We start from the raw sequence: 23054 nt of genomic DNA, 5'->3' as shown, positions 1-23054 counted from the left end.
CGGCGGCGGGGTCCCGCGCGGCGCCGCCCCGTCGGCCGGGGAGCGTCGCACGACCGTCTCGTCCCCGCCCGGGCCGCCGCTGGGCCACGCCTCGGTGAGGACGTACGGGAGACCGTCGACGCGGAGCGGGCGCTGCCGTCGGGGCAGGCGCCGACACGTCCCCGCGGGCCGTCCGGCAGCGCGGCCGGACCGGCGACGACGTGTGCGTGCGGGCGCCGGCCGGGCGACCTCCGGCATACGGGGCCTCGTGGGCGTGGAGGGCGCCGGCAGCCTCACCTCCGGGCTACGCCTGCGTATGGCGGACGCACTCCGTGACCACGTCACGCAGGCTCTCCGTGCGCTCCAGGAGGTCGCGCTGGATCATGGCGCCGTTGCCGTCGCGCAGGAGGCGTGCGCAGCCCTCACGGGCGCGGTCCAGGTCGCCGTGGTCGGCGAGGGCGTCCGCGGTGTGGTCGAGGAGGGCGCGGACGACCGCCTCGGCGGGCATCCTGCGCATCGTCCCCGGGTGCAGCAGCTCGCCGGTGAGACCGGCGCTGGCCGCCTGCCAGGCGGCCAGCCGCAGCAGGGACACCCCCGGATCGACCGGCTCCCGGCCGTCCCGCCACTCGCGCGCCGCCGTCTCCACCAGCGCCCGCGTCAGCGTGGCCACCAGCCCGGCCGTCTCCGCGTGCAGCGCGACGTCGGAGACGCGCACCTCCACCGTCGGGTAGCGCTGGGACAGCCGGGCGTCGAAGTAGACCATGCCCTCGTCGAGGATCGCGCCGGTCGCCACCATCTCCGCGACCCGACGGTGGTACCGCTCCGGCGACCCGAACGGCTCGGTCGGCCCCGCCGACGGCCAGCGCTGCCACACCCGGCTGCGGTAGCTCGCGTACCCCGAGTCCTTGCCCTGCCAGAACGGCGAGTTGGCGCTCAGCGCGGTCAGCACCGCCAGCCACGGCCGCAGCCGGTCGAGGACGGCGACGCCCTCCTCGTCGGACTCCACCGACACGTGTACGTGGCAGCCCATGACCAGCTGCTCGCGCGTGGCGATGCCGTACTGCTCCTCCATCCACCGGTACCGCTCGTTGACGCCGATCGCCGGGCTGACCGGCAGCGGCGACGTGGCGAGCGCGGCGACCGTGCAGCCGATCTCCTCGGCGTGGCGCGCGGCCTCCTTGCGGCAGCGGGCGATCTCTGCGTGCAGGCGCTCCATGGACGACTGCGGGTGGGTGGCGAACTCCACCATCTGCTCGTGCAGTTCCTTCTCGAAGACGTCCTGTCCGGCGTCCTCCCGCTCGGCGCGGGCGAGCACCGCCGCGGACATCGCCCGCGGTTCGCCGGTCTCCGGATCGACCAGGAGGAGTTCCTCCTCCACTCCCACGGTGCGCACCTGATGCCCGCCCTTCTCGCCTGCCGCGTCGACGCCGAGCAACCCTCGGCCGTACGACCCGCATGCCCCGCGCGAGGCGCGGAACACCTGGTGTCGTCGGCGGAGGGCCACCGGGCGCCGGCGTGCGGCCTACAGCGGCGTGGGCGCCAGCCACACCGTCGCGAGCGGGGGAAGGGTGAGCCGGACCCGCCCGTCCTCGGGCTTGACCGGGTCCGGGTTCACGACGTCGCCGCCGCCGTAGCGGGCGGCGTCGGTGTTGAGGACCTCCTCCCAGGCGACCGCGTCGTCCCCGACGGCGAGCCGGTAGTCGTGCCGCACCACGGGGGAGAAGTTCGACACCGCGAGCAGCGGCCGCCCCTTCGCGTCGTACCGCAGGAACGCGAAGACGTTGTCGTCGGCGGCGTCCACCGCGACCCAGCGGAAGCCGGACGGGTCGGTGTCGCGCTGCCACAGCGCCGGACGGTCCCGGTAGCGCGCGTTGAGGTCGCGGACCAGGTCCTGCACCCCGCGGTGGTCACCCGCGGAGTGGTACCCCTCGTCCAGCAGCCACCACTCCGGCCCCGTCTCCTCGGACCACTCCGCGCCCTGCGCGAACTCCTGTCCCATGAACAGCAGTTGCTTGCCCGGGTGGGCCCACATGAAGCCCAGGTAGGCGCGGACGTTCGCCCGCCGCTGCCACCAGTCGCCCGGCATCTTCGACACCAGCGCCTGCTTGCCGTGCACGACCTCGTCGTGGGAGATCGGCAGCACGTAGTTCTCGCTGTAGGCGTACACCATCGCGAAGGTCATCTCGTGGTGGTGGTACTTGCGGTGCACCGGCTCGTGCGCGACGTACTCCAGCGAGTCGTGCATCCAGCCCATGTTCCACTTCAGCCCGAACCCGAGCCCGCCGGTGTCGGTGGGCCGGGTCACCCCGCCCCACGCCGTGGACTCCTCGGCGATGGTCACCACGCCGGGGCAGCGCCGGTACACGGTGGCGTTCATCTCCTGGAGGAACGCCATCGCCGCCAGGTCCTCCCGGCCGCCGTGGACGTTGGGCTCCCAGCCGCCGTCCTCGCGCGAGTAGTCGAGGTAGAGCATGGAGGCGACCGCGTCGACCCGCAGCCCGTCGATGTGGAACTCCTGGCACCAGTACACGGCGTTCGCGACCAGGAAGTTGCGCACCTCGGTGCGGGCGTAGTCGAAGGTGTACGTCCCCCAGTCGGGGTGCTCGGCGCGCCGGGAGTCGCCGGGCTCGTACAGCGGCTCCCCGTCGAAGCGGGCCAGCGCCCAGTCGTCGCGCGGGAAGTGGGCGGGCACCCAGTCCATGATCACGCCGATGCCGGCCCGGTGCAGCGCGTCGACCAGGTGCTTGAAGTCGTCCGGGGTGCCGAGCCGCGCGGTGGGCGCGTAGAAGCCGGTGACCTGGTAGCCCCAGGACGGCCCGTACGGGTGCTCGGCGACCGGCATCAGCTCGACGTGGGTGAAGCCCAGGTCCTTCACGTACGCGGGGAGCTGCTCGGCGAGCTGCCGGTAGGTGAGCCCCGGCCGCCACGACGGCAGGTGCACCTCGTACACCGAGAACGGCGCCTCGTGCACGGGCCGCTCCCCGCGCCGCGCCATCCACTCCGCGTCGCCCCACGCGTAGTGCGAGGCGGTGACCACCGACGCGGTGTTCGGCGGCGCCTCGGTCCGGCGGGCCATCGGGTCCGCCTTGAGGAACCGGTGGCCGTGGCGCGAGTGGATCTCGAACTTGTAGCGGGTGCCCTCGCCGACGCCCGGCAGGAACAGCTCCCACACCCCGGACGAGCCCAGCGAGCGCATCGGGAACGCCGTCCCGTCCCAGTACGTGAAGTCCGCGGCGAGCCGCACCCCGAGGGCGTTGGGCGCCCACACGGTGAAGCGGGTGCCGGTCACGCCCTGGTGGACCATGGGGTGCGCGCCGAGCGCCGTCCACAGCTCCTCGTGCCGGCCCTCGCGGATCAGGTGCAGGTCGAAGTCGCCGAGCGCGGGCAGGAACCGGTACGGGTCGTGCGTCTCCACCGGCTCGTCGTCCCCGTACGCCACCGCGAGCGTGTAGTCGGGGATCTCGTCCAGCGGCAGCACGGCGGAGAACAGGCCGTCGCCCTCCGGCACGAGCGGGGTGCGCTCGCCGTCGACGACCACGCTCACCTCGCGGGCGAAGGGGCGCAGCGCCCGGAAGGCGATGCCGCCGGGCACCGGGCGGGCGCCCAGCAGGGCGTGCGGATCGTGGTGGGCGCCCGCCAGCAGACGGCCCCGGTCGTGCGGATCGAGGGCGGGGGCGGCCGCCCCGTTCGCGGCGGCGGACGGGGCCGACCCGGCCGATTCTGACAGCGGCGTTTCGTGCAGGGCCACGGCTTCAGTCTCCTCTCACGGCGAGGCGCTCGATCGCCGCCATGGGTACGGGCAGCCAGTCGGGTCGGTGCCGTGCCTCGTACAGCACCTCGTACACGGCCCGGTCCGTCTCGTAGGCGCGGAGCAGGCCGTGCTTCTTGCGCGGGTCCCAGCCGGCGCGGGCCGCGTAGCCCGCGCAGTAGGCCTCGCGGCAGCGCCGCGCCCACTCCGGGCGCCAGGGACGGCGCTGCCGGGCGGCGTAGTCGAAGGAGCGCAGCATTCCGGCGATGTCCCGCACGGGGGAGTGGGCGCTGCGCCGTTCGGAGAGCGGCCGGGACGGCTCGCCCTCGAAGTCGATCACGAACCACTCGCGCCCCGCCCGCAGCACCTGGCCGAGGTGCAGGTCGCCGTGGATGCGCTGGGCGGGCGGTCCGGCGTCGCAGGTGGCGAGCGCGGCGAAGGCGCCGCGCAGCCCCGGCACGTACGGCTGGAGCGCGGGCACGGCGTGCGCGGCGGCGGTCAGCCGCTCGGTCATCGCCGCGGCCGTCCGCCCGTTCTCGCCGGGCGCGCCGACGGGGAACGCGGAGGACAGCGCCAGGTGCACGTCCGCCGTGGCGCGCCCGAGGGCGTGCGCCTGCGCGGTGAAGTCGTCCCCGGCGGCGAGCGCGTCGAGAGCGAGCGTCCAGCCGTCGGCGGCGTTGCGCAGATACGGCTGGAGCACCCCGAGCGTCGCCTTGAACGGGTGGGTGGTGCGCAGCCAGGCCACCGGCGCGGGCACCCGGTGGCAGCCCTGCCGGGCCAGTGCCCCGGGCACCTCCAGGTCGGGGTTGACGCCGGGCTGGATGCGCCGGAAGACCTTCAGGATGTACTCGTCGCCGTACACCAGCGAGGAGTTGGACTGCTCGGCGTTCAGCACCCGCGGCACCAGACCCGACGGCACCTCACGGCCCGGGTCGCCCTCGAAGCGCAGCGGGCCCACCGTGCCCGGCCGGCGCAGCCGCTCCAGGAGCAGTTGGGCGGCGCGCGGGTCCTGGAGGGCGTCGTAGACCGTCAGGCCGGCCAGCCGGCCGTCCCGCACGGTGCCGATGAGCGCCTTGCCCGGACGGGGCGAGGGCCGCTCCCGCACCCCGAGCAGGAGCTGGTAGCAGTCGCCGGCGGGAGGGGTGCCGCCGGGGGCGGGCACGCCGCCGTGCGCGGCGTGCACGAGCACGTGCAGACAGCCCGGGAACAGCTCGGTCGTGGACAGCACGCCGAGATCGGTGACGGGACGGTCCTTGCCCGCGAACCAGCGCTGCAGCGGCAGCCACTCGCGCAGCAGCCCGGCGAGCGACTCCATGGACTCGGCGGGCGCGCTCCGCGGGCGCAGGAATGCGGTCTTCGTCATCGTGACGCCTCCTCTCGCCGGCATACGCTCACAGGCGTCGGCCGATGCGGGATGCGACTCGGGTGAGCCGGAACCAGTAGAAGCCGTGGCCCCCGAGGGTCAGCAGGTACGGCAGTTCGCCGATGGCCGGGAAGCGCACCCCGCCGAACAGCTCCACCGGATGCCGGCCCTTGAACTCGCGCAGGTCGAGCTCGGTGGGCTGGGAGAAGCGGGAGAAGTTGTTGACGCACAGGACCAGGTCGTCGCCTTCTTCCCCGTTCGGGGGGGCCTCGCGCAGGAAGGCGAGGACGGCGGGGTTGGAGGAGGGCAGTTCGGTGTAGGAGCCGAGGCCGAACGCCGGGTTCTGCTTGCGGATCTCGATCATCCGCCGGGTCCAGTGCAGCAGGGAGGAGGGGGAGGCCATGGCGGCCTCGACGTTGGTGACCTGGTAGCCGTAGACCGGGTCCATGATGGTGGGCAGGTAGAGGCGGCCGGGGTCGCAGGAGGAGAAGCCGGCGTTGCGGTCGGGGGTCCACTGCATGGGGGTGCGCACGGCGTCGCGGTCGCCGAGCCAGATGTTGTCGCCCATGCCGATCTCGTCGCCGTAGTAGATGATCGGCGAGCCGGGCAGGGACAGCAGCAGGGCGGTGAACAGTTCGATCTGGTTGCGGTCGTTGTCCAGGAGGGGGGCGAGGCGGCGGCGGATGCCGATGTTGGCGCGCATGCGGGGGTCCTTGGCGTATTCGGCCCACATGTAGTCGCGTTCCTCGTCGGTGACCATCTCCAGGGTCAGCTCGTCGTGGTTGCGCAGGAAGATGCCCCACTGGCAGCCGGAGGGGATGGCGGGGGTCTTGGCGAGGATCTCGGAGACCGGGTAGCGCGATTCCCTCCGCACGGCCATGAAGATGCGGGGCATGACGGGGAAGTGGAAGGCCATGTGGCATTCGTCGCCGCCGGCGGCGTAGTCGCCGAAGTAGTCGACGACGTCCTCGGGCCACTGGTTGGCCTCGGCGAGCAGGACGGTGTCGGGGTACTGGGTGTCGATCTCCTTGCGGACCCGCTTCAGGAACGCGTGCGTCGCCGGCAGGTTCTCGCAGTTCGTCCCCTCGGCCGCGTACAGATAGGGGACGGCGTCCAGCCGGAACCCGTCGATGCCCAGGTCCAGCCAGAAGCGCAGGGCCGCCAGGATCTCCTCCTGCACCCGCGGGTTCTCGTAGTTCAGGTCCGGCTGGTGCGAGAAGAAGCGGTGGAAGTAGTACTGCTTGCGCACCGGGTCGTACGTCCAGTTGGACGCCTCGGTGTCGACGAAGATGATCCGCGCGTCGGGGTAGCCCGTGTCGTCGTCGGCCCACACGTAGAAGTCGCCGTAGGGGCCGTCCGGGTCCTTGCGGGACTCCTCGAACCACGGGTGCTGGTCGCTGGTGTGGTTCATGACGAAGTCGATGATCACGCGCATGCCCCGCTGGTGGGCGGAGTCGACGAACTCCACGAAGTCGGCGAGGTCGCCGAACTCCGGCAGGACCGAGGTGTAGTCGGCGACGTCGTACCCGCCGTCGCGCAGCGGCGACTTGAAGAAGGGCGGCAGCCACAGGCAGTCGACGCCCAGCCACTGCAGGTAGTCCAGCTTGGCGGTCAGGCCCTTCAGGTCGCCGACGCCGTCGCCGTTGCTGTCCTGGAAGGAGCGGACGAGGACCTCGTAGAAGACGGCGCGTTTGAACCAGTCGGGGTCACGGTCCCTGACCGGTGTGTCCTCGAACGTGTCCGGCACCGGCTCGTTGACGGTCATGGCGTTCCTGGCCCTCCGTTCCGCTGTGCGGCGGGCGGTCGCTGGACGTGCAGGACATGCGCGGGAGCCCGCCCCGGCTCCAGCCGCACGTAGTTGACGCTGCTCCAGTGATAGGTCTCGCCGGTGAGCTCGTCGCGCACCGGGACCGTCTCGTGCCAGTCCAGGCCGAGGTGCGGCATGTCCAGCGAGACCGTCGCCTCCTGGGTGTGCCGGGGGTCGAGGTTGACGACCACGAGCACGACGTCGGAGCCCCTGCGCTTGCTGTACGCCATGACGTGGTCGTTGTCGGTCCGGTGGAAGCGGAGGTTGCGCAGCCGGTGCAGCGCGGGGTGGTCGCGCCGGATGGTGTTGAGCCGGGTGATGAGGGGGGCGATGGTGCGTCCCTCGCGTGCGGCGGCTTCCCAGTCGCGGGGTTTGAGCTGGTACTTCTCGCTGTCGAGGTACTCCTCGCTGCCCTCGCGCAGCGGGGTGTTCTCGCACAGTTCGTAGCCGCTGTAGATGCCCCACGTGGGGGAGAGGGTGGCGGCCAGGACGGCGCGGACCTCGAAGGCGGGCCGGCCGCCGTGCTGGAGGTAGGCGTGCAGGATGTCGGGGGTGTTGGCGAAGAAGTTGGGCCGCATGTAGGAGGCGGCCTCCCCCGTCAGTTCGGTCAGGTACTCCGTCAGCTCCTGCTTGGTGTTCCGCCAGGTGAAGTACGTGTAGGACTGCTGGAAACCGATCTGGGCCAGGGTGTGCATCATCGCCGGGCGGGTGAAGGCCTCCGCCAGGAAGAGGACGTCGGGGTCGGTGCGGTTGATCTCGGCGATCACCCGCTCCCAGAACACCACCGGCTTGGTGTGCGGGTTGTCCACCCGGAAGATCCGCACCCCGGTGTCCATCCAGTGCCGCAGGATCCGGCAGGTCTCGGTGACCAGCCCGTCCAGGTCGGCGTCGAAGGCGACGGGGTAGATGTCCTGGTACTTCTTCGGCGGGTTCTCCGCGTACGCGATGGAGCCGTCGGGGCGGTGGTGGAACCACTCGGGGTGCTTGTGCACCCAGGGGTGGTCGGGGGAGCACTGCAGCGCGAAGTCCAGGGCGACCTCCATGCCCAGCTCGCGGGCGCGGGCCACGAAGCGGGTGAAGTCCTCCAGGGTGCCCAGGCGCGGGTGCACCGCGTCGTGGCCGCCCTCGGGGGAGCCGATCGCCCACGGCACCCCCACGTCGTCCGGGCCGGCGTCCAGGGTGTTGTTCGGGCCCTTGCGGAAGGTCGTCCCGATCGGGTGGACGGGCGGCAGGTAGACCACGTCGAAGCCCATCGCCGCGATCGCCGGCAGCCGCCGCGCGGCGGTGTCGAAGGTGCCGTGCGGCTGCTCGGGCGTGCCCTCCGAGCGGGGGAAGAACTCGTACCAGGAGCCGTACAGCGCCCGCTCCCGCTCGACCAGCAGCGGCAGCGGGTCGCTGCTGGTGACCAGCTCCCGCAGCGGATGCCGGGCCAGCACCGCGTCCACCTCCGGCGTCAACGCCGCCGCCAGGCGTGTGGCGCAGGGGAGGGCGTCGTCGCGCAGGGCCGCGGCGGCCGCGAGGATCACGTCCTGCCCGGCGTCGCGCGGCACCCCGGCCGCGGCGCGCGCGAAGAGGTCGGCGCCCTCCTCCAGGACCAGCCCGGTGTCGATGCCCGCCGGGACCTTGACGGTGGCGACGTTCCGCCAGGTCGTCACGGGGTCGCCCCAGGCCTCGACGCGGTAGGTCCAGTGGCCGGGCGCGTCCGCGACCACCTCCGCGCCCCACCGGTCCGTGCCCGGCGCCAGCTCCCGCATCGGCGTGAACGGCCCCGGACGCCCTTCCGGGTCCTTCAGCACCACGTTGGCCGCCACCGCGTCGTGCCCCTCACGGAACACGGTCGCCGTCACCTCGAACGCCTCGCCGACGACGGCCTTCGCCGGCCGTCTGCCGCGGTCGACGGACGGCCGGACGTCCCGTACCGGGACACGACCGATGGTCGGGGTCGTCTTCATGGGCCTGTGCACCTCCGCCGCTCGCGATGCCCGGACAGACGCCCGGGCGTGGGACCACATGGAGGCGGGAAGGTCATTGCCTTCCCGCCGGGGAGCGCCGCTCGACGGCCGGCGGACCGTGCCGGACCGTGGCGGCCGGACGCGGCCGGTCGTCCTGTTCCTGCAGATAGGTGACGAGCGTCGTGCGCAGGTACCGTTCCGCGGCGTCGGCCGCCTCCCGCGCGCAGCGCTTCCCCATCAGCACGCAGAGGGTGTAGCCGGAGTCCTCGAAGGTCGCCCGCACCGTGTGGTCGGCGGGGGCGGCCAGCATCACGCGTTCCCAGGCCCGGTAACGGCGCAACTGCCGGGCGACTTCGGCTTTTGCGGGAAGCAGCATGAGCCGTTCACCTCTCCGGGACTCGATGGGTGCGCGTTGTCCCGACGGTCGGGCGGAGCCGTGCGCACCGGTGCACGGACCCGTAACGGCGATCGAGGTCTTCACTCATGGTGCACGGACGGTGACCCGGCGTCCTGTTGGAATTTCAACCACCCAACCGCGGTGACCGTGCGGGTCGGTGCGGCTCGGATGGGCTCGGATGCCGCCCCGTGCGCCTCACCCGTGCGCTCGTGTTGCACGAATGGACCAACCCCCTCAGTCTGAAGGTGACTCAGGAGCGACACCCGCTCACGTTCCGTGTCCGGGGGCCCGTCCGCCGGACGGGAGGAGTGCGAGCTTCGCGGTGAGGAGCCGACGATGAAGACCGCAGTGCCCTGCTACTACCACCTCGACGTGGAAGTCAGCCCGGAGAGGGTGGGACAGGTCAGCCGGATACTGGCCGCTCACCTCCGGTTCTGGAATCTGGAGAACCTCATGGAGCCCGTCTGCGGCGGCACCGAGATGCTGCTCCGCGCCATCGACGAGCACGCCACCGACAAGAACATCTCGATCGAGATGTGGTGGAACGGCCAGCACCTCATCACGGCGATCGCGGACAACGACCGCGCGCTGCGCCCCGACCAGGAGCTGCGCGGCTGCCTCGAGCACCTCGCCGCCAGCAGCGACGGCTGGGGCTGCTGCGCCACCGAGACCGGCAGCAAGGTCATCTGGTTCTCGCAGCGCGCCCGCGCCGGCGAACGCGTGCCCCTCGTGCCCACCGCGCCCGACCCGCGCGAGAGCGAGGGCCTGGACCTGCCCCGCGAGGTGAACGTCACCACGGTCACCGCACGGGTGCGAACGCCCGGCGGCCTCCTGGAGGAGGTCCGGTGACCCGGCGACACGACCGGAAAGGGGCGCCCGCCTGGAGCGGGCGCCCCTACCCGCTGGGCGCGACCTACGACGGCGAGGGCACCAACTTCGCGCTGTTCAGCGAGGTCGCCGAACGCGTCGACCTGATCCTGGTGGACGACGACGGGCGGCACCGCACGGTGCGGCTCACCGAGGTCGACGGCTTCGTCTGGCACGGCTACCTGCCCGGGGTCGGACCCGGCCGGCGCTACGGCTACCGGGTGCACGGCCCCTGGGCCCCGGCCGCCGGCCACCGCTGCAATCCGGCGAAACTGCTCCTCGACCCGTACGCCACCGCGGTCGACGGCCAGATCGACAACCACCCCTCGCTGTACGAGCGGAACCCCCACGGGCCCGACCCGGCGGACAGCGCGGGCCACACCATGCTCGGCGTGGTGACCGACCCGGCCTTCGACTGGGGCGACGACGCACGCCCCTGCCGCCCGTACTCCGACACCGTCATCTACGAGACCCACGTCAAGGGGCTCACCCGCACCCACCCCGACGTCCCGCCGGAACTGCGCGGCACCTACGCCGGTCTGGCGCACCCCTCGGTGATCGAGCACCTCACCTCGCTCGGCGTCACCGCGGTGGAGCTGATGCCGGTGCACCAGTTCGTCCAGGACGGCGTGCTCCAGGGCCGGGGCCTCGCCAACTACTGGGGCTACAACACCATCGGCTTCTTCGCCCCGCACAACGCCTACTCCGCCCGCGGCACCCGCGGCCAGCAGGTCACGGAGTTCAAGGAGATGGTCAAGGCGCTGCACGCGGCCGGGCTCGAGGTGATCCTGGACGTCGTCTACAACCACACCGCCGAGGGCAACGAGAAGGGCCCCACCCTCTCCTTCCGGGGCATCGACAACTCCTCGTACTACCGGCTGGTGGACGGCGACTGGCGGCACTACTACGACACCACCGGCACCGGCAACAGCCTGCTGATGCGCCACCCCTACGTGCTGCAGCTCATCATGGACTCGCTGCGGTACTGGGTCACCGAGATGCACGTCGACGGGTTCCGCTTCGACCTCGCGGCCACGCTGGCCCGGCAGTTCCACGAGGTGGACCGGCTCTCGGCGTTCTTCGACCTGATCCAGCAGGACCCGGTGATCAGCCGCGTCAAGCTCATCGCGGAGCCCTGGGACGTCGGCGAGGGCGGTTACCAGGTCGGCAACTTCCCCCCGCTGTGGTCGGAGTGGAACGGCAAGTACCGTGACGCGGTCAGGGACTTCTGGCGCGGCGAGGACCACACCCTCGGCGAGTTCGCCTCCCGGCTGACCGGCTCCTCCGACCTGTACGCCCACCACCGGCGCCGGCCCCGCGCCAGCGTCAACTTCGTCACCGCGCACGACGGTTTCACCCTGCGCGACCTGGTCTCGTACAACGCCAAGCACAACGAGGCCAACGGCGAGGACAACCAGGACGGCGAGAACGACAACCGCTCCTGGAACTGCGGCACGGAGGGTCCCACCCGCGACCCGGCCGTGCGGGAACTGCGCGCCCGGCAGCAGCGCAACTTCCTGGCCACGCTGCTGCTGTCGCAGGGCATCCCGATGCTCTCGCACGGCGACGAGCTGGGCCGCACCCAGCGCGGCAACAACAACGCCTACTGCCAGGACAACGAGGTCAGCTGGATCGACTGGCGGCACGGCGACGAGCAGCGCGCCCTGCTCGCCTTCACCCGCCGGCTGATCGCCCTGCGCCGCGACCACCCGGTGCTGCGCCGGCGCCGCTTCTTCCTGGGCGAGACCGTGCGCCACGCGGACCAGCCGCTGCCCGACCTGGTGTGGCTGGCGCCCGACGCGCGGGAGATGACCGACGACGACTGGACGCGCCCCGACGCCCACTCGGTCGGCGTGTTCCTCAACGGCGACGCCATCGCCGAACCGGACCCGCGCGGCCGGCCCGTCATCGACGACTCGTTCCTGCTGCTGCTCAACAGCCACTGGGAGCCGGTCGGCTTCCGGCTGCCGGACGCCTCCTACGGCGAACGGTGGACGGCGCTGATCGACACCGCCGACCCGGACGGCGTCCCCGACGAGGCGGAGCGCAAGGCGGGCACCCGGCTGACCGTGGACGCGCGCAGCCTGGTGCTGCTGTCCCGCCCGTCGCGCACCGCGCGGTGACCGGGCGGCCCCGGGGAGGTGTCAGTGCCCGCGGCGCGAGGTGACCGTGAACCGGGCGCCCTCGTTGTCGCTCAGCACCGCCTCCTCGGGGCCCAGGGACAGCACGCCGCCCCCGTGCTCCTCGGCGGCGCGGGCGCAGGCGGCCACGTCCGGCACGGTGAAGTGGACCTGCCAGTGCGGTCGGATCCGCGGGTCGGGCGCCGACCCCAGCGCACCCGAGGTGATGAGCGCCACCACGCCCCCGCCGCTGCGCAGCACCACCTCCTCGCCCTCGTAGTCCACCTCGCAGCCGCCGGGACCGCCGGTCGCCCAGTCGAAGACCTCGCCGTAGAAGATCGCCGCGTCGAACGCGTCGCGGGTGTGCAGCCGGATGAACGCCGGCTGCACCTGGCGCCAGGTGTGCCAGTCGGAGAACAGCTCGCCCTCCCACACGCCGAACGTCGCCCCATCCCGGTCCGCGAGCAGCGCCGCGCGCCCCGGCGGCAGGGAGAGGGGGCCGACCGCGGCGGTCCCGCCGCGCTCCTGCACCCGCGCCGCCGCCTCGTCGGCGCTGCGCACCGCGAAGTACGGCGTCCACGCCACCGCCGTCTGCCACATTCCGGCGACCGCGGCGACGCCCGCCACCGGCCGGCCGTCCGCCAGGGCGACCCGGAACCGGTCGCCCAGCCGCATCGGACGCCACTCCCAGCCCAGGACGGCGCCGTAGAAGTCCTCGGTCGTCCTGAGATCGTGACTGGTCAGACTCACCCAGCAGGGCGCCCCGTAGACGGGGTGCGCCGAGACGACGCCCGTCGCACCGGAGGGGGAGGTCATGTCGTGGTTCATAGCGGTCGCGTCCTGATCTTCGTCGGCCCGGCAGCCACCCGGATGGCACCAGTGTCCGCGGAGCACCGGCCCGGGCGCCTGCCGAGTACCCCGGCGGCGGCCGCGAAACGGTGACCCCCGGCCACCCGCGGGCCGCCCCGGTGGCAGGAGGCGGGCCGAGTGACGACCATGGAGGGATCGGACACTGGGTGAAGGCACTCAAGCACCGAACGAAGGCAGCACGAGAGCGGCACACCGGAACCGGAGGTGACCATGCCCACGGACGGGGGCGCGGACCGGATCCTCCAGCTGGAGAGAGAAGTCCGGCAGCTGAAGGACGCGGTCGTCTCGCACGCGGTGGTGGACCAGGCCATCGGAATGATCGTCGCGCTCGGGCGGGTCTCGCCCGACCAGGGCTGGACGGTGCTGAAGGAGGTGTCCCAGCGGACCAACATCAAGCTCCGCAGCATCGCCGACATGATCCTCGTCTGGGGACGCACGGGCGTGCTGCCCGCCGAGGTCCGCACGGTCCTCGAGGAGGTCCTCGACCGGCTCGGCCCCACCCGCCTCCCGGACGTCCCCCCGGAGTCCTGAGCCCCGGCGCCGGGCGCGGCCGGGAGCCCTCGCACCCGGTCAGCCGGTGTCGGACGACGACAGCTCCTCGCGCACCTGGGCGAAGCAGCTGCTCAGCAGCCGGGAGACGTGCATCTGGGAGATGCCCAGCTGGTCGGCGATGCCGCTCTGCGTCATCCCCTTGAAGAAGCGCAGATAGAGGATGAGCCGCTCCCGCTCCGGCAGCGCCTCCAGACAGGGCCGCACCGCCACCCGGTCCACGACGGCGTCGTAGGCCGGGTCCGGGCCGCCGATCGAGTCGCCCAGCGCGTACCCGTCGGTGCCCGGCATCTCCGCCTCCAGCGAGAGCGCGGAGAAGCACTCCAGCGCCTCCGTCCCGGTCCGCACCTCCTCCTCCGTCAGCCGGGCGTGCGCGGCGATCTCGGCGACCGTGGGCGCTCGTCCCGGCGTCGTCTGCGACAGCTCCTTCACCGCGGCGCGCACCCGGTTGCGCAGGTCCTGCACCCGGCGCGGCACGTGCAGGGTCCACATGTGATCGCGGAAGTGGCGCTTGATCTCGCCCGTGACGGTCGGCACCGCGTACGCCTCGAAGGCGTTCCCGCGCGCCGGGTCGTAGTGGTCGACGGCCTTCACCAGACCCAGGGCCGCCACCTGGTACAGGTCCTCCAGGGCCTCTCCCCGGCCGCGGAACCGGACGGCGATGCGCTCGGCCATCGGCAGCCACGCCGTGACCAGCTCGTCGCGCAGCCTCCGGCGCTCCGGCCCGTCGGGCAGTGAGGCCAGACGCTCGAAGTCACGGGTCGTCTCGGGGGCGTCGTCATGGGAGTGGGGCTTCCTGGGACCGACGGTACGCATCACGCGCGCACCTCCCTGAGCGGGTGCCGGATGGACAGAACACACGTGCCTCCTGTCCGAAGCACTGAGCATTCCTTTCCCGGTGCGCCGCGATTTCAAAACGGCTCCGGGAAATACGTGGCGGGCGCGTCACGGGAAATTCGGGAAGGGTGCACGCTGCGGAATCGAGGGAATTCGGGGCGTGCACGAGGGGGCGCCGGCGCGCGGATGCGGGACCGGTCCGGCGCGGGAGGGGCGCGGTGCGCCGCCCGCGGGTGGCGACCACCGCGGCGGACGTGATGTGCGGCACGCCCGGGCGGCGCGCCGGTGGTCCGGCCGGGCGATTCCTCCTGCGCAGCGCTTGATCGTCGATCAGATCGGGCGAACTGCCTGACCACGGCGCATTCCGCTCATTTGACAGTGCGCCGAGCCCACAGATAGGAAGCAGCGGACAGAAGTCGAGAGGTGCACTGTGGACGAGCCGAACGTGGTCGGGGACTGGCAGGAGTACGACGAGCATGCCGGTCTGCGGGTCCGCGTCCATCGTCTGGAGGCGGGCGAACCGCCGCGCGGGCGGGACGAGGCCGCCGAAGGACTGTCGTACTTCCGGGTCCGGGTGACCGTCGAAAACCGGGGCGACCGCCCCGTGTGCATTCATCTCGAGGACGGTCAGATCGATGTGCGCACCGGTCCCGACGGCGAGAGCGCATTCATCGACTGGCGCAACTCGCAATTCATCGAGGGATTCGACGTCTATCCGCTGCGCCGCGCCACCGCCGTGCTCCACGCGGCCGCGCCCGAGCGGTTCCTGGGGCAGGTCGACATCCAGGTGCAGGTGCGCGCCGACGAGGAGTGGGCCGGACGCCGGCTGTGGACGGGCGGCGTCGGCGCGCTCGAACCCGCGCCGGGCGCGACGGCCGGGACGGCCCGGGAGAGCCTCGCCCAGCAGGTGAGCCTGTTCCTCCAGGAGCAGGCGGAGGAGGGCACCGCCTGACGCCGCCGCCCGGGGTGTTCAGCTCGCGGGCGCCCTGACGCAGCAGCGCCACGGCGACCGAGGTGCCGAGCGTCGCCGGGTCCAGCCGCCCCGCCCACTCGTGGGCGTTCAGCCGGGTCGTGCCGTCCGGGGTGAAGACGCAGGCACGCAAGGACAGTTCACCGCTCCGGTCCGCCCGGGCGAGGCCCGCGATCGGGCTGTTGCAGTGCCCCTGCAGCACATGCAGCAGCATCCGCTCGGCGGTGGTCTCGCGGTGGGTGCCGGGGTCGTCGAGCACGGCGGCCGCCTCGATCAGGCCGGTGTCGCCCTCCCGGCACCGCAGCGCGAGGACGCCCGCTCCGACCGGCGGCAGCATCACGTCGGGGGACAGCACCTCGCTGATCACGTCGCTCCGGCCGATCCGCTCCAGGCCGGCGGCCGCGAGCAGCAGCGCGTCCGCCTCGCCCTCCGCGAGCCTCGCGAGCCGCCGGTTGGCGTTCCCGCGCAGCGGCACGCACCGCGGCCGCGGACGGGTGGCGGCGAGCTGGGCGACCCGGCGCACCGACGAGGTCCCGATCCGGGTGCCGGGCGGCAGCTCGTCCAGGGTGAGGCCGTCCGGGTGCACCAGCGCGTCGCGGACGTCGTCCCGCTTCAGGAACGCCGCGAACACCGTGCCCGCGGGGAGCGGCCGGTCGGCGGGCACGTCCTTCACGCAGTGCACCGCGAGGTCCGCCTCCCCGGCCGGCAACGCGGCGTCCACCTCCTTGGTGAACGCGCCCCTGCCCTCCACCTGCGACAGGTCGCCCAGCCACTTGTCCCCGGTCGTGCGCACCGGGACGACCTCGGTGCGCGTTCCGGGGTGCGCCGCGCTCAACTCCGCCCGTACGCGCTCCACCCGGGCGAGTGCCATGGGCGAGTCGCGGGAGGCGATGCGGATCGGCTCCGGGACGGCCATGGCGTCACGACGGACCCCGGTCGCCCCCCGGTGCCGGGGACGCGGCGCCGCGCCCCCGGGCGTCGACTCGCCCATCACCGCCATCCGTTCGGGTCGAAGGGGATGCCGGACGGCTTGGCCGCGGCGAGGTGCGAGGTGAAGCTGCCGTCCTTGAGGCCGAAGTGGGCACTGCCGAAGTCATGGGCGGCGAGCTTCTCGCGCAGCCCCGGCGGATAGCCGTTCCAGCCGACCAGCGGCGGGTACTGCCAGGTGCCCCGGTGGTTCTCCGGCGGTTCGTCGCCCGCGCCCGCCGGGCGGAAGCAGTGGGTGCCGATGCCGTCCTTGTGGTAGACGACCTTCGGGTGGGTGCCCTCGAAGCGGACCGACGAGCGGGGGTGGATGGTGAACGAGCCGTGCCGGGACGTCGCCACGTACTGCACGGTGTCGTTCCGCACCCACACCACGACGTGCTCCCAGTCGTGGCGGTGCCCGCCGAGGCCGACGCCCGGCAGCGCCTGGTCCTTCTCGAAGTACAGCGCGTAGACCACGGCGCACCAGCCGCTGTCGCACGCGGCGCGCGCGTAGCTGTTGGTGTTGTCCAGGTCGGACGCGTCACGGCAGCCGCCGCTCAGGGCGCCGGTCGGTCTCAGACCCGTGTTGACCGAGCCGTCGGGGCCGATCGCCGGGGACGAGTAGCAGCCGTCGGTGTCGTAGTCGTAGGCCGGCTGGTAGGTCCGCTCCAGGGCGTCGGCGTTCGCGGGGAGCGCGGGCGGGGGAGCCGCGAAGGCCGTGGCGGGGAAGGCGAGGACCAGGGCGGCGGCGCCGGCCAGGCCGGTCAGCCATCTCCTGGCGTGCGTACGGGGCGTGCTCGGCGACACTGCGTCCTCCTCGTGGCCAGGCGCGGCCCGACGGCTGTGGGGAGCTGGGGAGTTCACAGCATCCCGGTCAGACGTGCCCATGCCAAGAGGGGGTATGGGGCGAGGGAGTGCGGCCCGGGTGTGACGGGGCCGCTCCCGGATCACCCCGGGGCGTCGGGGAGGCCGGCCGCCGCGTCCTCGGCCCTCTTCCACCGCAGGGCCGACGGCCTCCTCACCCACGCGGAGAACCCGGACGAGCGGTCGACGGCCACGGACTGAACCCCGGCCCTCCCGCGCCGCCGCTGCCCTACCGTCCGGTACCGTGCGCGGCAGTCATCGGAGGAGGAACCGTGTCACGGTCCGCACGTTCGCCCCTGCTGCTCGCCGGCCTGCTGGCCGCCGCGGGCACCGCGCACTTCGCCGCGCCCCGGAGGTTCGATCCCATCGTCCCGCGCTCCCTGCCCGGCTCGCCCCGCTCCTGGACGTACGCCAGTGGCGCCGCCGAGCTGGCGCTGGCCGCCGGAGTGGCGCTGCCCCGCACCCGCAAGGCCGCCGCCCTCGCGACGGCGGCGTTCTTCGCCGGGGTGTTCCCCGCCAACGTGAAGATGGCCGTCGACTGGCGCCACCGCCCCGCCCCGCAGCGGGCCGTCGCGTACGGCCGGCTGCCGCTGCAGGTGCCGCTGGTGCTGTGGGCCCGCGGCGTCGCCAAGGGCGCGGAGGGCAGGGCATGAGCGCGCGCGTGGAGAAGGGCGACAAGGTCGAGGACTTCGCCGCCCCGGACGAGACCGGCACCGTCCGCCGGCTGTCCGAGCTGCTCGCCGAGGGCCCGGTGGTGCTGTTCTTCTACCCCGCCGCCCTGAGCCCCGGCTGCACCGCGCAGGCCTGCCGCTTCCGCGACCTCGCCGCCGAGTTCGCCGAGGCGGGCGCCCGCCCGGTCGGCGTCAGCGCGGACCCGGTCGAACGGCAGGCCGAGTTCGCCGGCCGGCACACCCTCGGCATGCCCCTGCTGTCCGATGCCGACGGGGCGATCCGCGAGCTGTTCGGCGTCAAGCGGGGCATCTCCGTGGCCCCCGCCAAGCGGGCCACCTTCGTCATCGGCCAGGACCGGACCGTCCTGGAGGTCGTACGCAGCGAACTGCGCATGAACGCGCACGCGGACAAGGCGCTCGCCGCCCTGCGCGCCCACCGGGACTGACACCGCCCCTGCCCCGGACGCGCCCCCGCGGTTGAGAGGAGGCGGCCGCGGGTCGATGCTGGACCAATGGACGACGCCTCCGCCGCGCTGGTCGTCGATGCCCGCGGCGTCGTGACGGGGTGGAGCGAGGGAGCCCGGCGGCTGACCGGGTTCTCCGCCGGCGAGGCCGTGGGACGCCCCGTACGGGACCTGCTCGCCGAGGAGCCGGACGGCCGGCACGACCCGCCCGGCCGTCCCCCTGCGCCTGCGGGGATCGTCACGGTGCGTCACCGCGACGGACACCCGGTGACGCTCCGGCTGACGGTGTGTCCCGTCCGTGGCCCCGGGGACGCGGACGCCGGGTACGTGGTCACCGCCGTGCCCGCCGGAGCGGAGGAGACGACACTGGCCGGCCAGGTCTTCGAACAGTCGTCCCTGCCGATCTCGGTGCTCGACACCGAACACCGCTTCATCCGGCTCAACACCGCCGCCTGCGAGGAGATGGGCGAGTCCGAGCGGGACCTGCTCGGCCGGCCCTTCCTCGGCGTCGCCGGAGTGGAGGAAGGCACCCGCAACATCGAACGGCACATGCGCACGGTCGCCGAGACCGGCCGTCCCCTGCGCGACGAGACCTACAGCCAGGCCACCGCCGACCCGGACCAGCGGGCGTGGGACGTGGAGATGTGGCCCGTGCGCGACGCCGCCGGCCGGCTGGTCGCCACCGCGCTGGCCGGCCTGGACAGCACCGAACAGCACCGCGCCCGCCGCCGGCTGGCGCTGCTCGACGAGGCCAGCACGGCCCTCGGCACCACCCTCGACGTGATCCGCACCGCCGAGGAACTCGTGGAACTCCTGGTGCCGGACTTCGCCGACTTCGCCGCCGTCGACCTGCTCGACTGGGTGCTCGACGCGGAGGCGCCCCCGCTCAGGGGCGACGCCGAGGTCGTCCTGCGCCGTGCGGCGCACGCCTCGTCGGGACCGGGCGCGCCCGACACCGTCGTCCCCCTCGGCCGCGCCGACGTCCACCCGCCCTACTCACCGCCCGCCCGGGCGCTGCGCGAGGGCAGAGCGGTCATCGCCCGGACCGGCGAACCGGACTTCGACCGGTGGATGGCCGAACGCGGCGCCGAGGCGCTGCGCACGCGCACCACGAGGCCCCCCGGTATCCACGCGGAGCTCGCCGTGCCGCTGCGCGCCCGCGGCACCACGCTCGGCGTGGCGCTCGCCGTCCGCAACGTCCGCCGCGACGGGTTCGCCGCCGACGACGCCCTGCTGGCCGAGGAGATCGCCGGCCGGGCCGCCGTCAGCATCGACAACGCCCGACGCTTCACCCGGGAACGCGCCACCGCGCTGACCCTGCAGCACAGCCTGCTGCCCAGGGTGCTGCCCGGGCAGGCCGCCGTCGAGGTCGCCCACCGCTACCTGCCCTCCGCGTCCGCGGCCGGCATCGGCGGCGACTGGTTCGACGTCATCCCGCTGTCCGGCACCCGGGTCGCCCTGGTCGTCGGGGACGTCGTCGGACACGGCATCCCCTCCACGGCCACCATGGGCCGGCTCTGCACGGCCGTGCGCACCCTCGCGGACGTCGACCTGCCGCCCGAGGAACTGCTCACCCACCTGGACGACCTGGTCGCCCACCTCGCCGCCGACGACCGGGAGGACGTGCCGGAACTCGGCGCCACCTGCCTGTACGCCGTCTACGACCCGGTCTCCCGCCATCTGACGGTGGCCGCCGCCGGACACCCCGCGCCCGCCCTGCTGATGCCCGACGGCACCTGCCGGCTCGTGCCGCTGAACCCGGGGCCGCCCCTGGGCGTGGGCGGGCTGCCGTTCGAGGCGACCGAGCTGGAGCTGCCGGAGGGCTGCGTCGTCGCCTTCTACACCGACGGGCTCGTCGAGGGCCGGGACCGCGACATCGACCACGCCGTCCGGGAACTGTGCCGCGTCCTCACGGTGCCCGCCGAGTCGCTGGACGCCCTGTGCGACGTCGTGCTCAAGGCGGTGCTGCCCGAGGAGCCCGGCGACGACGTCGCCCTGCTGCTCGCCCGCACCCGCGCCCTGGGCGCCGGACAGGTCGCCGCACGGGACGTCTCCCCGGACCCCGGCGAGGTGCCGGCCGTGCGGCAGTGGGTGATCGACCTGCTGTCCGCCTGGGAGCTGGACGACATCGCCTTCATCACCGAACTCGTGGTCAGCGAGCTGGTCACCAACGCCATCCGCTACGGGCAGCCCCCGATCCGGCTGCGGCTGATCCGCGACCGCACCCTCATCTGCGAGGTCACCGACGCCAGCCCCACCTCACCCCATCTGCGCCGGGCGCACGCCTTCGACGAGGGCGGCCGGGGACTGCTGCTGGTGGCCCAGCTCACCCAGCGCTGGGGGAGCCGGCAGACGGACGGCGGCAAGACCATCTGGGCGGAACAGGCCCTCCCGCGCCGCTGACCCGCCGAACGCCACGGCACAGCCGTCCTCCTCGGCGACCTGCGCGAGCGTGCGGCCCGTACGGCCGGGGCGCGCCCGTACGGGACCGGGCGCGCCCCGGCCACCGGACCCGCCCCCGGCCGCCCGCGCCGGCAGCCACGCCTCCTCGCCGTCGTCCCCGCCGCGGAAGCGGGTCAGGGCGTACGCGCCGCTTTCTTCCGCCGGTCCGTCCGTACGGGCGGACCGGCGGTACCCGGTCAGAACTCCTCGTGCACCTCCGGGTCACCGCCGATCCGCCGGTGCGCCCGGTCCGAGACGGTCCGCATCTGGGCGTCGTCCAGCTCGAAGCCGAACACGTCCAGGTTGGCGCGCTGCCGCGCGGGGTCGGACGACTTCGGCACCGGCAGCGCGCCGAGCTGGACGTGCCAGCGCAGCACCGCCTGCGCCGGGGTGACGCCGTGCGCGTCGGCGACGGCGGCCACCGCGAGGTCGTCCAGCAGCCGCGAACCGCGGCCCAGCGGGCTCCAGCTCTCGGTGAGCACGCCCTTGTCCGCGTGGTGGGCGCGCAGCTCCTCCTGCGGGAAGAACGGGTGCAGCTCGATCTGGTTGACCGAGGGCAGCACCCCGGTCTCCCTCTCCAGCCGTTCGATGTGGGCGGGGGTGAAGTTGGAGACGCCGACGGAGCGGACCAGACCGTCCTCCCGGAGCTTGATCATCGCCTTCCAGGAGTCGACGTACCGGTCGACGCGGGGGAGCGGCCAGTGGATCAGGTACAGGTCGACGTACTCCAGGCCGAGGCGGGCACGGGACTCCTCGAAGGAGGCGAGGGTCTCCTCGTAGCCGTGGTGACGGCCGGGGAGCTTCGTCGTCACGACGATCTCCTCGCGCGGGACGCCGGCGCCCGCCACGGCCCGCCCCACGCCGGTCTCGTTGCGGTAGTTGGCGGCCGTGTCGATCAGGCGGTAGCCGGCCTCGAGGGCCGACGTCACCGCCCGCTCCGCCTCGGCGTCGTCCATCGGCCAGGTGCCCAGGCCCAGGGCGGGGAGCGTGGTGCCGTCGTTGAGGGTGTGCTGCGGGATGCTCGTCACGGGAGGGGCCCTCCGGTCGCGGTGTCGTCCTCCCAGCGTCGGTCACGGCGGGGGCGGTGATCAACCGGACGGGCCCGGCGCGCCGCCCGGCGCCCTGTCGCCAGGGCCCGCCTCCGCTGCCACGATCGTCCCGGGAGCCGGTCCGTCCGGGGCCGGCCGGTACGAGCGACGGAGTGGGGACGCATGACGACGGACAGCCGCGCCGGGACCGACCGGGAGCACCCGGGGAAGCCGGCGGTGCACCCCGTGGCCGGGCACATCGGGGCCGACATCACGGGGGTGGACCTCGCCGGGGGCCTCGACGAGGAGACGGTCGCCCTGATCAGGGCGGCGGTGCTGCGCTGGAAGGTGGTCTTCTTCCGCGGCCAGCGTCTCGACCACGCCGGGCACGTGGCGCTGGCCCGCCGGTTCGGCGAACCGGTCGTCCTGCCCCGCCGGGGCTCGGCCTCCCCGGCGGACTTCCCCGAGATCGAGACGACCGCCGACCGCCTGGAGCTCGGCGGCCGCTTCGGCATGGACCACGACGAGTGGCTGCGGCGCCGCCGCCACACCCTGCTGCGCGGCTGGCACTGCGACCACGGCGCCCGCGTCGACCCGCCCGCCGCCACCCTCCTGCGCGCCGAGACCGTCCCGCCCTACGGCGGCGACACCACCTGGGCGAACCTGGCCGCCGCCTACGCCGGGCTGTCCGCCCCGGTGCGGGAGTTCGCCGACCGGCTGCGCGCCGAGCACCGGCTGGGCGTGGGTTACCAGCCCCGGCCCGGCGACGACGCCTATGTGCGCCACCTGCTGGACCACCAGACCGCCACCGAGCACCCGCTGGTGCGCGTCCACCCCGAGACGGGGGAGCGCGTCCTGTTCGTCAACGGCTACTACGTCGAGCAGATCACCGGCCTGTCCCGCCCCGAGAGCCGGGCGGTCCTGGACATGCTGCTGGAGCAGGCCACCCGGCCCGAGTACACCGTGCGGCTGCGCTGGGAGCCGGGCACCGTGGCGTTCTGGGACAACCGGGCCACCATCCACCTCGCCCCCGCGGACACGGCCCACCTCGGCCACCCGCGGATCATGCACCGCGTGATGCTCGCCGGCGACGTCCCGGCCGGCGTGGACGGCACGCCCTCCCGGCCGCTCACCGGCACCGCGCCGGGCCGCTGGTAGTC

At 73.4% G+C, this 23054-nt stretch carries 18 protein-coding genes and 2 pseudogenes; 8 read left to right on the top strand and 12 right to left on the bottom strand.

Translation table 11 applies throughout. The features are described 5' to 3' along the window. Positions 1-283 precede the first annotated feature (283 nt). The 6 genes from ACWH4W_RS23945 to ACWH4W_RS23920 form a co-directional block, all read right to left on the bottom strand. Positions 284-1372 carry a glutamate--cysteine ligase 2 gene (locus tag ACWH4W_RS23945; protein ID WP_473077917.1) on the bottom strand — a complete coding sequence of 363 codons (1089 nt, stop codon included), beginning with the start codon at positions 1370-1372 and terminating at the stop codon, positions 284-286. Positions 1373-1501: 129 nt separating this feature from the next. Beyond that, entirely contained in the window at positions 1502-3727 is a 2226-nt protein-coding gene (glgB, locus tag ACWH4W_RS23940; protein ID WP_473077916.1) for a 1,4-alpha-glucan branching enzyme, read from the bottom strand. A 4-nt stretch (positions 3728-3731) separates the two neighbouring features. Further along, positions 3732-5090 carry a maltokinase N-terminal cap-like domain-containing protein gene (locus ACWH4W_RS23935; protein ID WP_473077915.1) on the bottom strand — a complete coding sequence of 453 codons (1359 nt, stop codon included), beginning with the start codon at positions 5088-5090 and terminating at the stop codon, positions 3732-3734. A gap of 28 nt (positions 5091-5118) precedes the next feature. Then, positions 5119-6855 carry a maltose alpha-D-glucosyltransferase gene (treS, locus tag ACWH4W_RS23930; protein WP_473077914.1) on the bottom strand — a complete coding sequence of 579 codons (1737 nt, stop codon included), beginning with the start codon at positions 6853-6855 and terminating at the stop codon, positions 5119-5121. Further along, a complete protein-coding gene (locus tag ACWH4W_RS23925) occupies positions 6852-8849 on the bottom strand; it encodes an alpha-1,4-glucan--maltose-1-phosphate maltosyltransferase (RefSeq protein WP_473077913.1) in 1998 nt (665 codons plus the stop codon). Before ACWH4W_RS23925 ends, treS begins: the two co-directional genes overlap by 4 nt. 73 nt (positions 8850-8922) lie before the next feature. Beyond that, positions 8923-9225, bottom strand: coding sequence for a DUF5133 domain-containing protein (locus ACWH4W_RS23920; RefSeq protein ID WP_473077912.1), 303 nt, complete (start codon positions 9223-9225; stop codon positions 8923-8925). A gap of 357 nt (positions 9226-9582) precedes the next feature. Here ACWH4W_RS23920 and ACWH4W_RS23915 point away from each other — a divergent pair, with 357 nt between their 5' ends. Then, complete coding sequence (locus ACWH4W_RS23915) at positions 9583-10095, top strand: pep a2 (protein WP_473077911.1); 513 nt, start codon at positions 9583-9585, stop codon at positions 10093-10095. Next, positions 10092-12236 carry a glycogen debranching protein GlgX gene (glgX, locus tag ACWH4W_RS23910; RefSeq protein ID WP_473077910.1) on the top strand — a complete coding sequence of 715 codons (2145 nt, stop codon included), beginning with the start codon at positions 10092-10094 and terminating at the stop codon, positions 12234-12236. Before ACWH4W_RS23915 ends, glgX begins: the two co-directional genes overlap by 4 nt. 21 nt (positions 12237-12257) lie before the next feature. On the opposite strand, the gene ACWH4W_RS23905 is transcribed toward glgX, so the two are convergent. Beyond that, positions 12258-13061, bottom strand: coding sequence for a VOC family protein (locus tag ACWH4W_RS23905; RefSeq protein WP_473077909.1), 804 nt, complete (start codon positions 13059-13061; stop codon positions 12258-12260). Positions 13062-13307: 246 nt separating this feature from the next. Here ACWH4W_RS23905 and ACWH4W_RS23900 point away from each other — a divergent pair, with 246 nt between their 5' ends. Further along, positions 13308-13634, top strand: coding sequence for an ANTAR domain-containing protein (locus ACWH4W_RS23900; protein ID WP_473077908.1), 327 nt, complete (start codon positions 13308-13310; stop codon positions 13632-13634). A gap of 39 nt (positions 13635-13673) precedes the next feature. On the opposite strand, the gene ACWH4W_RS23895 is transcribed toward ACWH4W_RS23900, so the two are convergent. Continuing rightward, positions 13674-14468: an RNA polymerase sigma factor SigF gene (locus tag ACWH4W_RS23895; RefSeq protein WP_473077907.1), complete on the bottom strand. Its 795-nt coding sequence runs from the start codon at positions 14466-14468 to the stop codon at positions 13674-13676. Positions 14469-14919: 451 nt separating this feature from the next. Between ACWH4W_RS23895 and ACWH4W_RS23890 the strand changes: the two genes are divergently transcribed. After that, positions 14920-15441, top strand: coding sequence for a hypothetical protein (locus ACWH4W_RS23890; protein ID WP_473077906.1), 522 nt, complete (start codon positions 14920-14922; stop codon positions 15439-15441). 19 nt (positions 15442-15460) lie between these two features. Here the strand turns inward: ACWH4W_RS23890 and hemC are convergent. Continuing rightward, a pseudogene (gene hemC, locus ACWH4W_RS23885) lies at positions 15461-16375 on the bottom strand (hydroxymethylbilane synthase); the annotation flags it as partial. A gap of 74 nt (positions 16376-16449) precedes the next feature. Continuing rightward, positions 16450-17232 carry an NPP1 family protein gene (locus ACWH4W_RS23880; RefSeq protein WP_473077905.1) on the bottom strand — a complete coding sequence of 261 codons (783 nt, stop codon included), beginning with the start codon at positions 17230-17232 and terminating at the stop codon, positions 16450-16452. A gap of 329 nt (positions 17233-17561) precedes the next feature. Between ACWH4W_RS23880 and ACWH4W_RS23875 the strand changes: the two genes are divergently transcribed. From ACWH4W_RS23875 to ACWH4W_RS23865, 3 genes are all read left to right on the top strand, one after another. Continuing rightward, positions 17562-17942, top strand: coding sequence for a DoxX family protein (locus ACWH4W_RS23875; protein WP_473077904.1), 381 nt, complete (start codon positions 17562-17564; stop codon positions 17940-17942). After that, positions 17939-18406, top strand: coding sequence for a peroxiredoxin (locus ACWH4W_RS23870; protein WP_473077903.1), 468 nt, complete (start codon positions 17939-17941; stop codon positions 18404-18406). The genes ACWH4W_RS23875 and ACWH4W_RS23870 overlap by 4 nt, the downstream gene beginning before the upstream one ends. Before the next feature lie 66 nt (positions 18407-18472). After that, a complete protein-coding gene (locus ACWH4W_RS23865; RefSeq protein WP_473077902.1) occupies positions 18473-20827 on the top strand; it encodes a SpoIIE family protein phosphatase in 2355 nt (784 codons plus the stop codon). Between the two features lie 21 nt (positions 20828-20848). Here the strand turns inward: ACWH4W_RS23865 and ACWH4W_RS23860 are convergent. After that, positions 20849-21016: pseudogene (locus tag ACWH4W_RS23860) on the bottom strand (DNA polymerase ligase N-terminal domain-containing protein); the annotation flags it as partial. 47 nt (positions 21017-21063) lie between these two features. Then, positions 21064-21894, bottom strand: a complete 831-nt coding sequence (locus ACWH4W_RS23855; RefSeq protein WP_473077901.1) for an aldo/keto reductase — start codon at positions 21892-21894, stop codon at positions 21064-21066. 183 nt (positions 21895-22077) lie between these two features. On the opposite strand from ACWH4W_RS23855, the gene ACWH4W_RS23850 reads away from it, so the two are divergent. Beyond that, the gene (locus ACWH4W_RS23850) at positions 22078-23052 is read left to right on the top strand and encodes a TauD/TfdA dioxygenase family protein (protein ID WP_473077900.1); all 975 of its coding nucleotides are present in this window, start codon (positions 22078-22080) and stop codon (positions 23050-23052) included. Positions 23053-23054 lie beyond the last annotated feature (2 nt).

The organism is Streptomyces sp. DSM 120436 (genome assembly GCF_055778765.1).
This window is presented reverse-complemented; position numbering and strand designations above follow the sequence as displayed.

What these genes read in the sequence shown, in the direction of transcription:
- ACWH4W_RS23905 (WP_473077909.1), bottom strand. Translation starts at nt 13,061, where the DNA reads ATGAACCACGACATGACCTCCCCCTCCGGTGCGACGGGCGTCGTCTCG.
- ACWH4W_RS23895 (WP_473077907.1), bottom strand. Translation starts at nt 14,468, where the DNA reads ATGCGTACCGTCGGTCCCAGGAAGCCCCACTCCCATGACGACGCCCCC.
- ACWH4W_RS23865 (WP_473077902.1), top strand. Translation starts at nt 18,473, where the DNA reads ATGGACGACGCCTCCGCCGCGCTGGTCGTCGATGCCCGCGGCGTCGTG.
- ACWH4W_RS23850 (WP_473077900.1), top strand. Translation starts at nt 22,078, where the DNA reads ATGACGACGGACAGCCGCGCCGGGACCGACCGGGAGCACCCGGGGAAG.
- ACWH4W_RS23925 (WP_473077913.1), bottom strand. Translation starts at nt 8,849, where the DNA reads ATGAAGACGACCCCGACCATCGGTCGTGTCCCGGTACGGGACGTCCGG.
- ACWH4W_RS23935 (WP_473077915.1), bottom strand. Translation starts at nt 5,090, where the DNA reads ATGACGAAGACCGCATTCCTGCGCCCGCGGAGCGCGCCCGCCGAGTCC.
- ACWH4W_RS23915 (WP_473077911.1), top strand. Translation starts at nt 9,583, where the DNA reads ATGAAGACCGCAGTGCCCTGCTACTACCACCTCGACGTGGAAGTCAGC.
- ACWH4W_RS23870 (WP_473077903.1), top strand. Translation starts at nt 17,939, where the DNA reads ATGAGCGCGCGCGTGGAGAAGGGCGACAAGGTCGAGGACTTCGCCGCC.
- ACWH4W_RS23920 (WP_473077912.1), bottom strand. Translation starts at nt 9,225, where the DNA reads ATGCTGCTTCCCGCAAAAGCCGAAGTCGCCCGGCAGTTGCGCCGTTAC.
- treS (WP_473077914.1), bottom strand. Translation starts at nt 6,855, where the DNA reads ATGACCGTCAACGAGCCGGTGCCGGACACGTTCGAGGACACACCGGTC.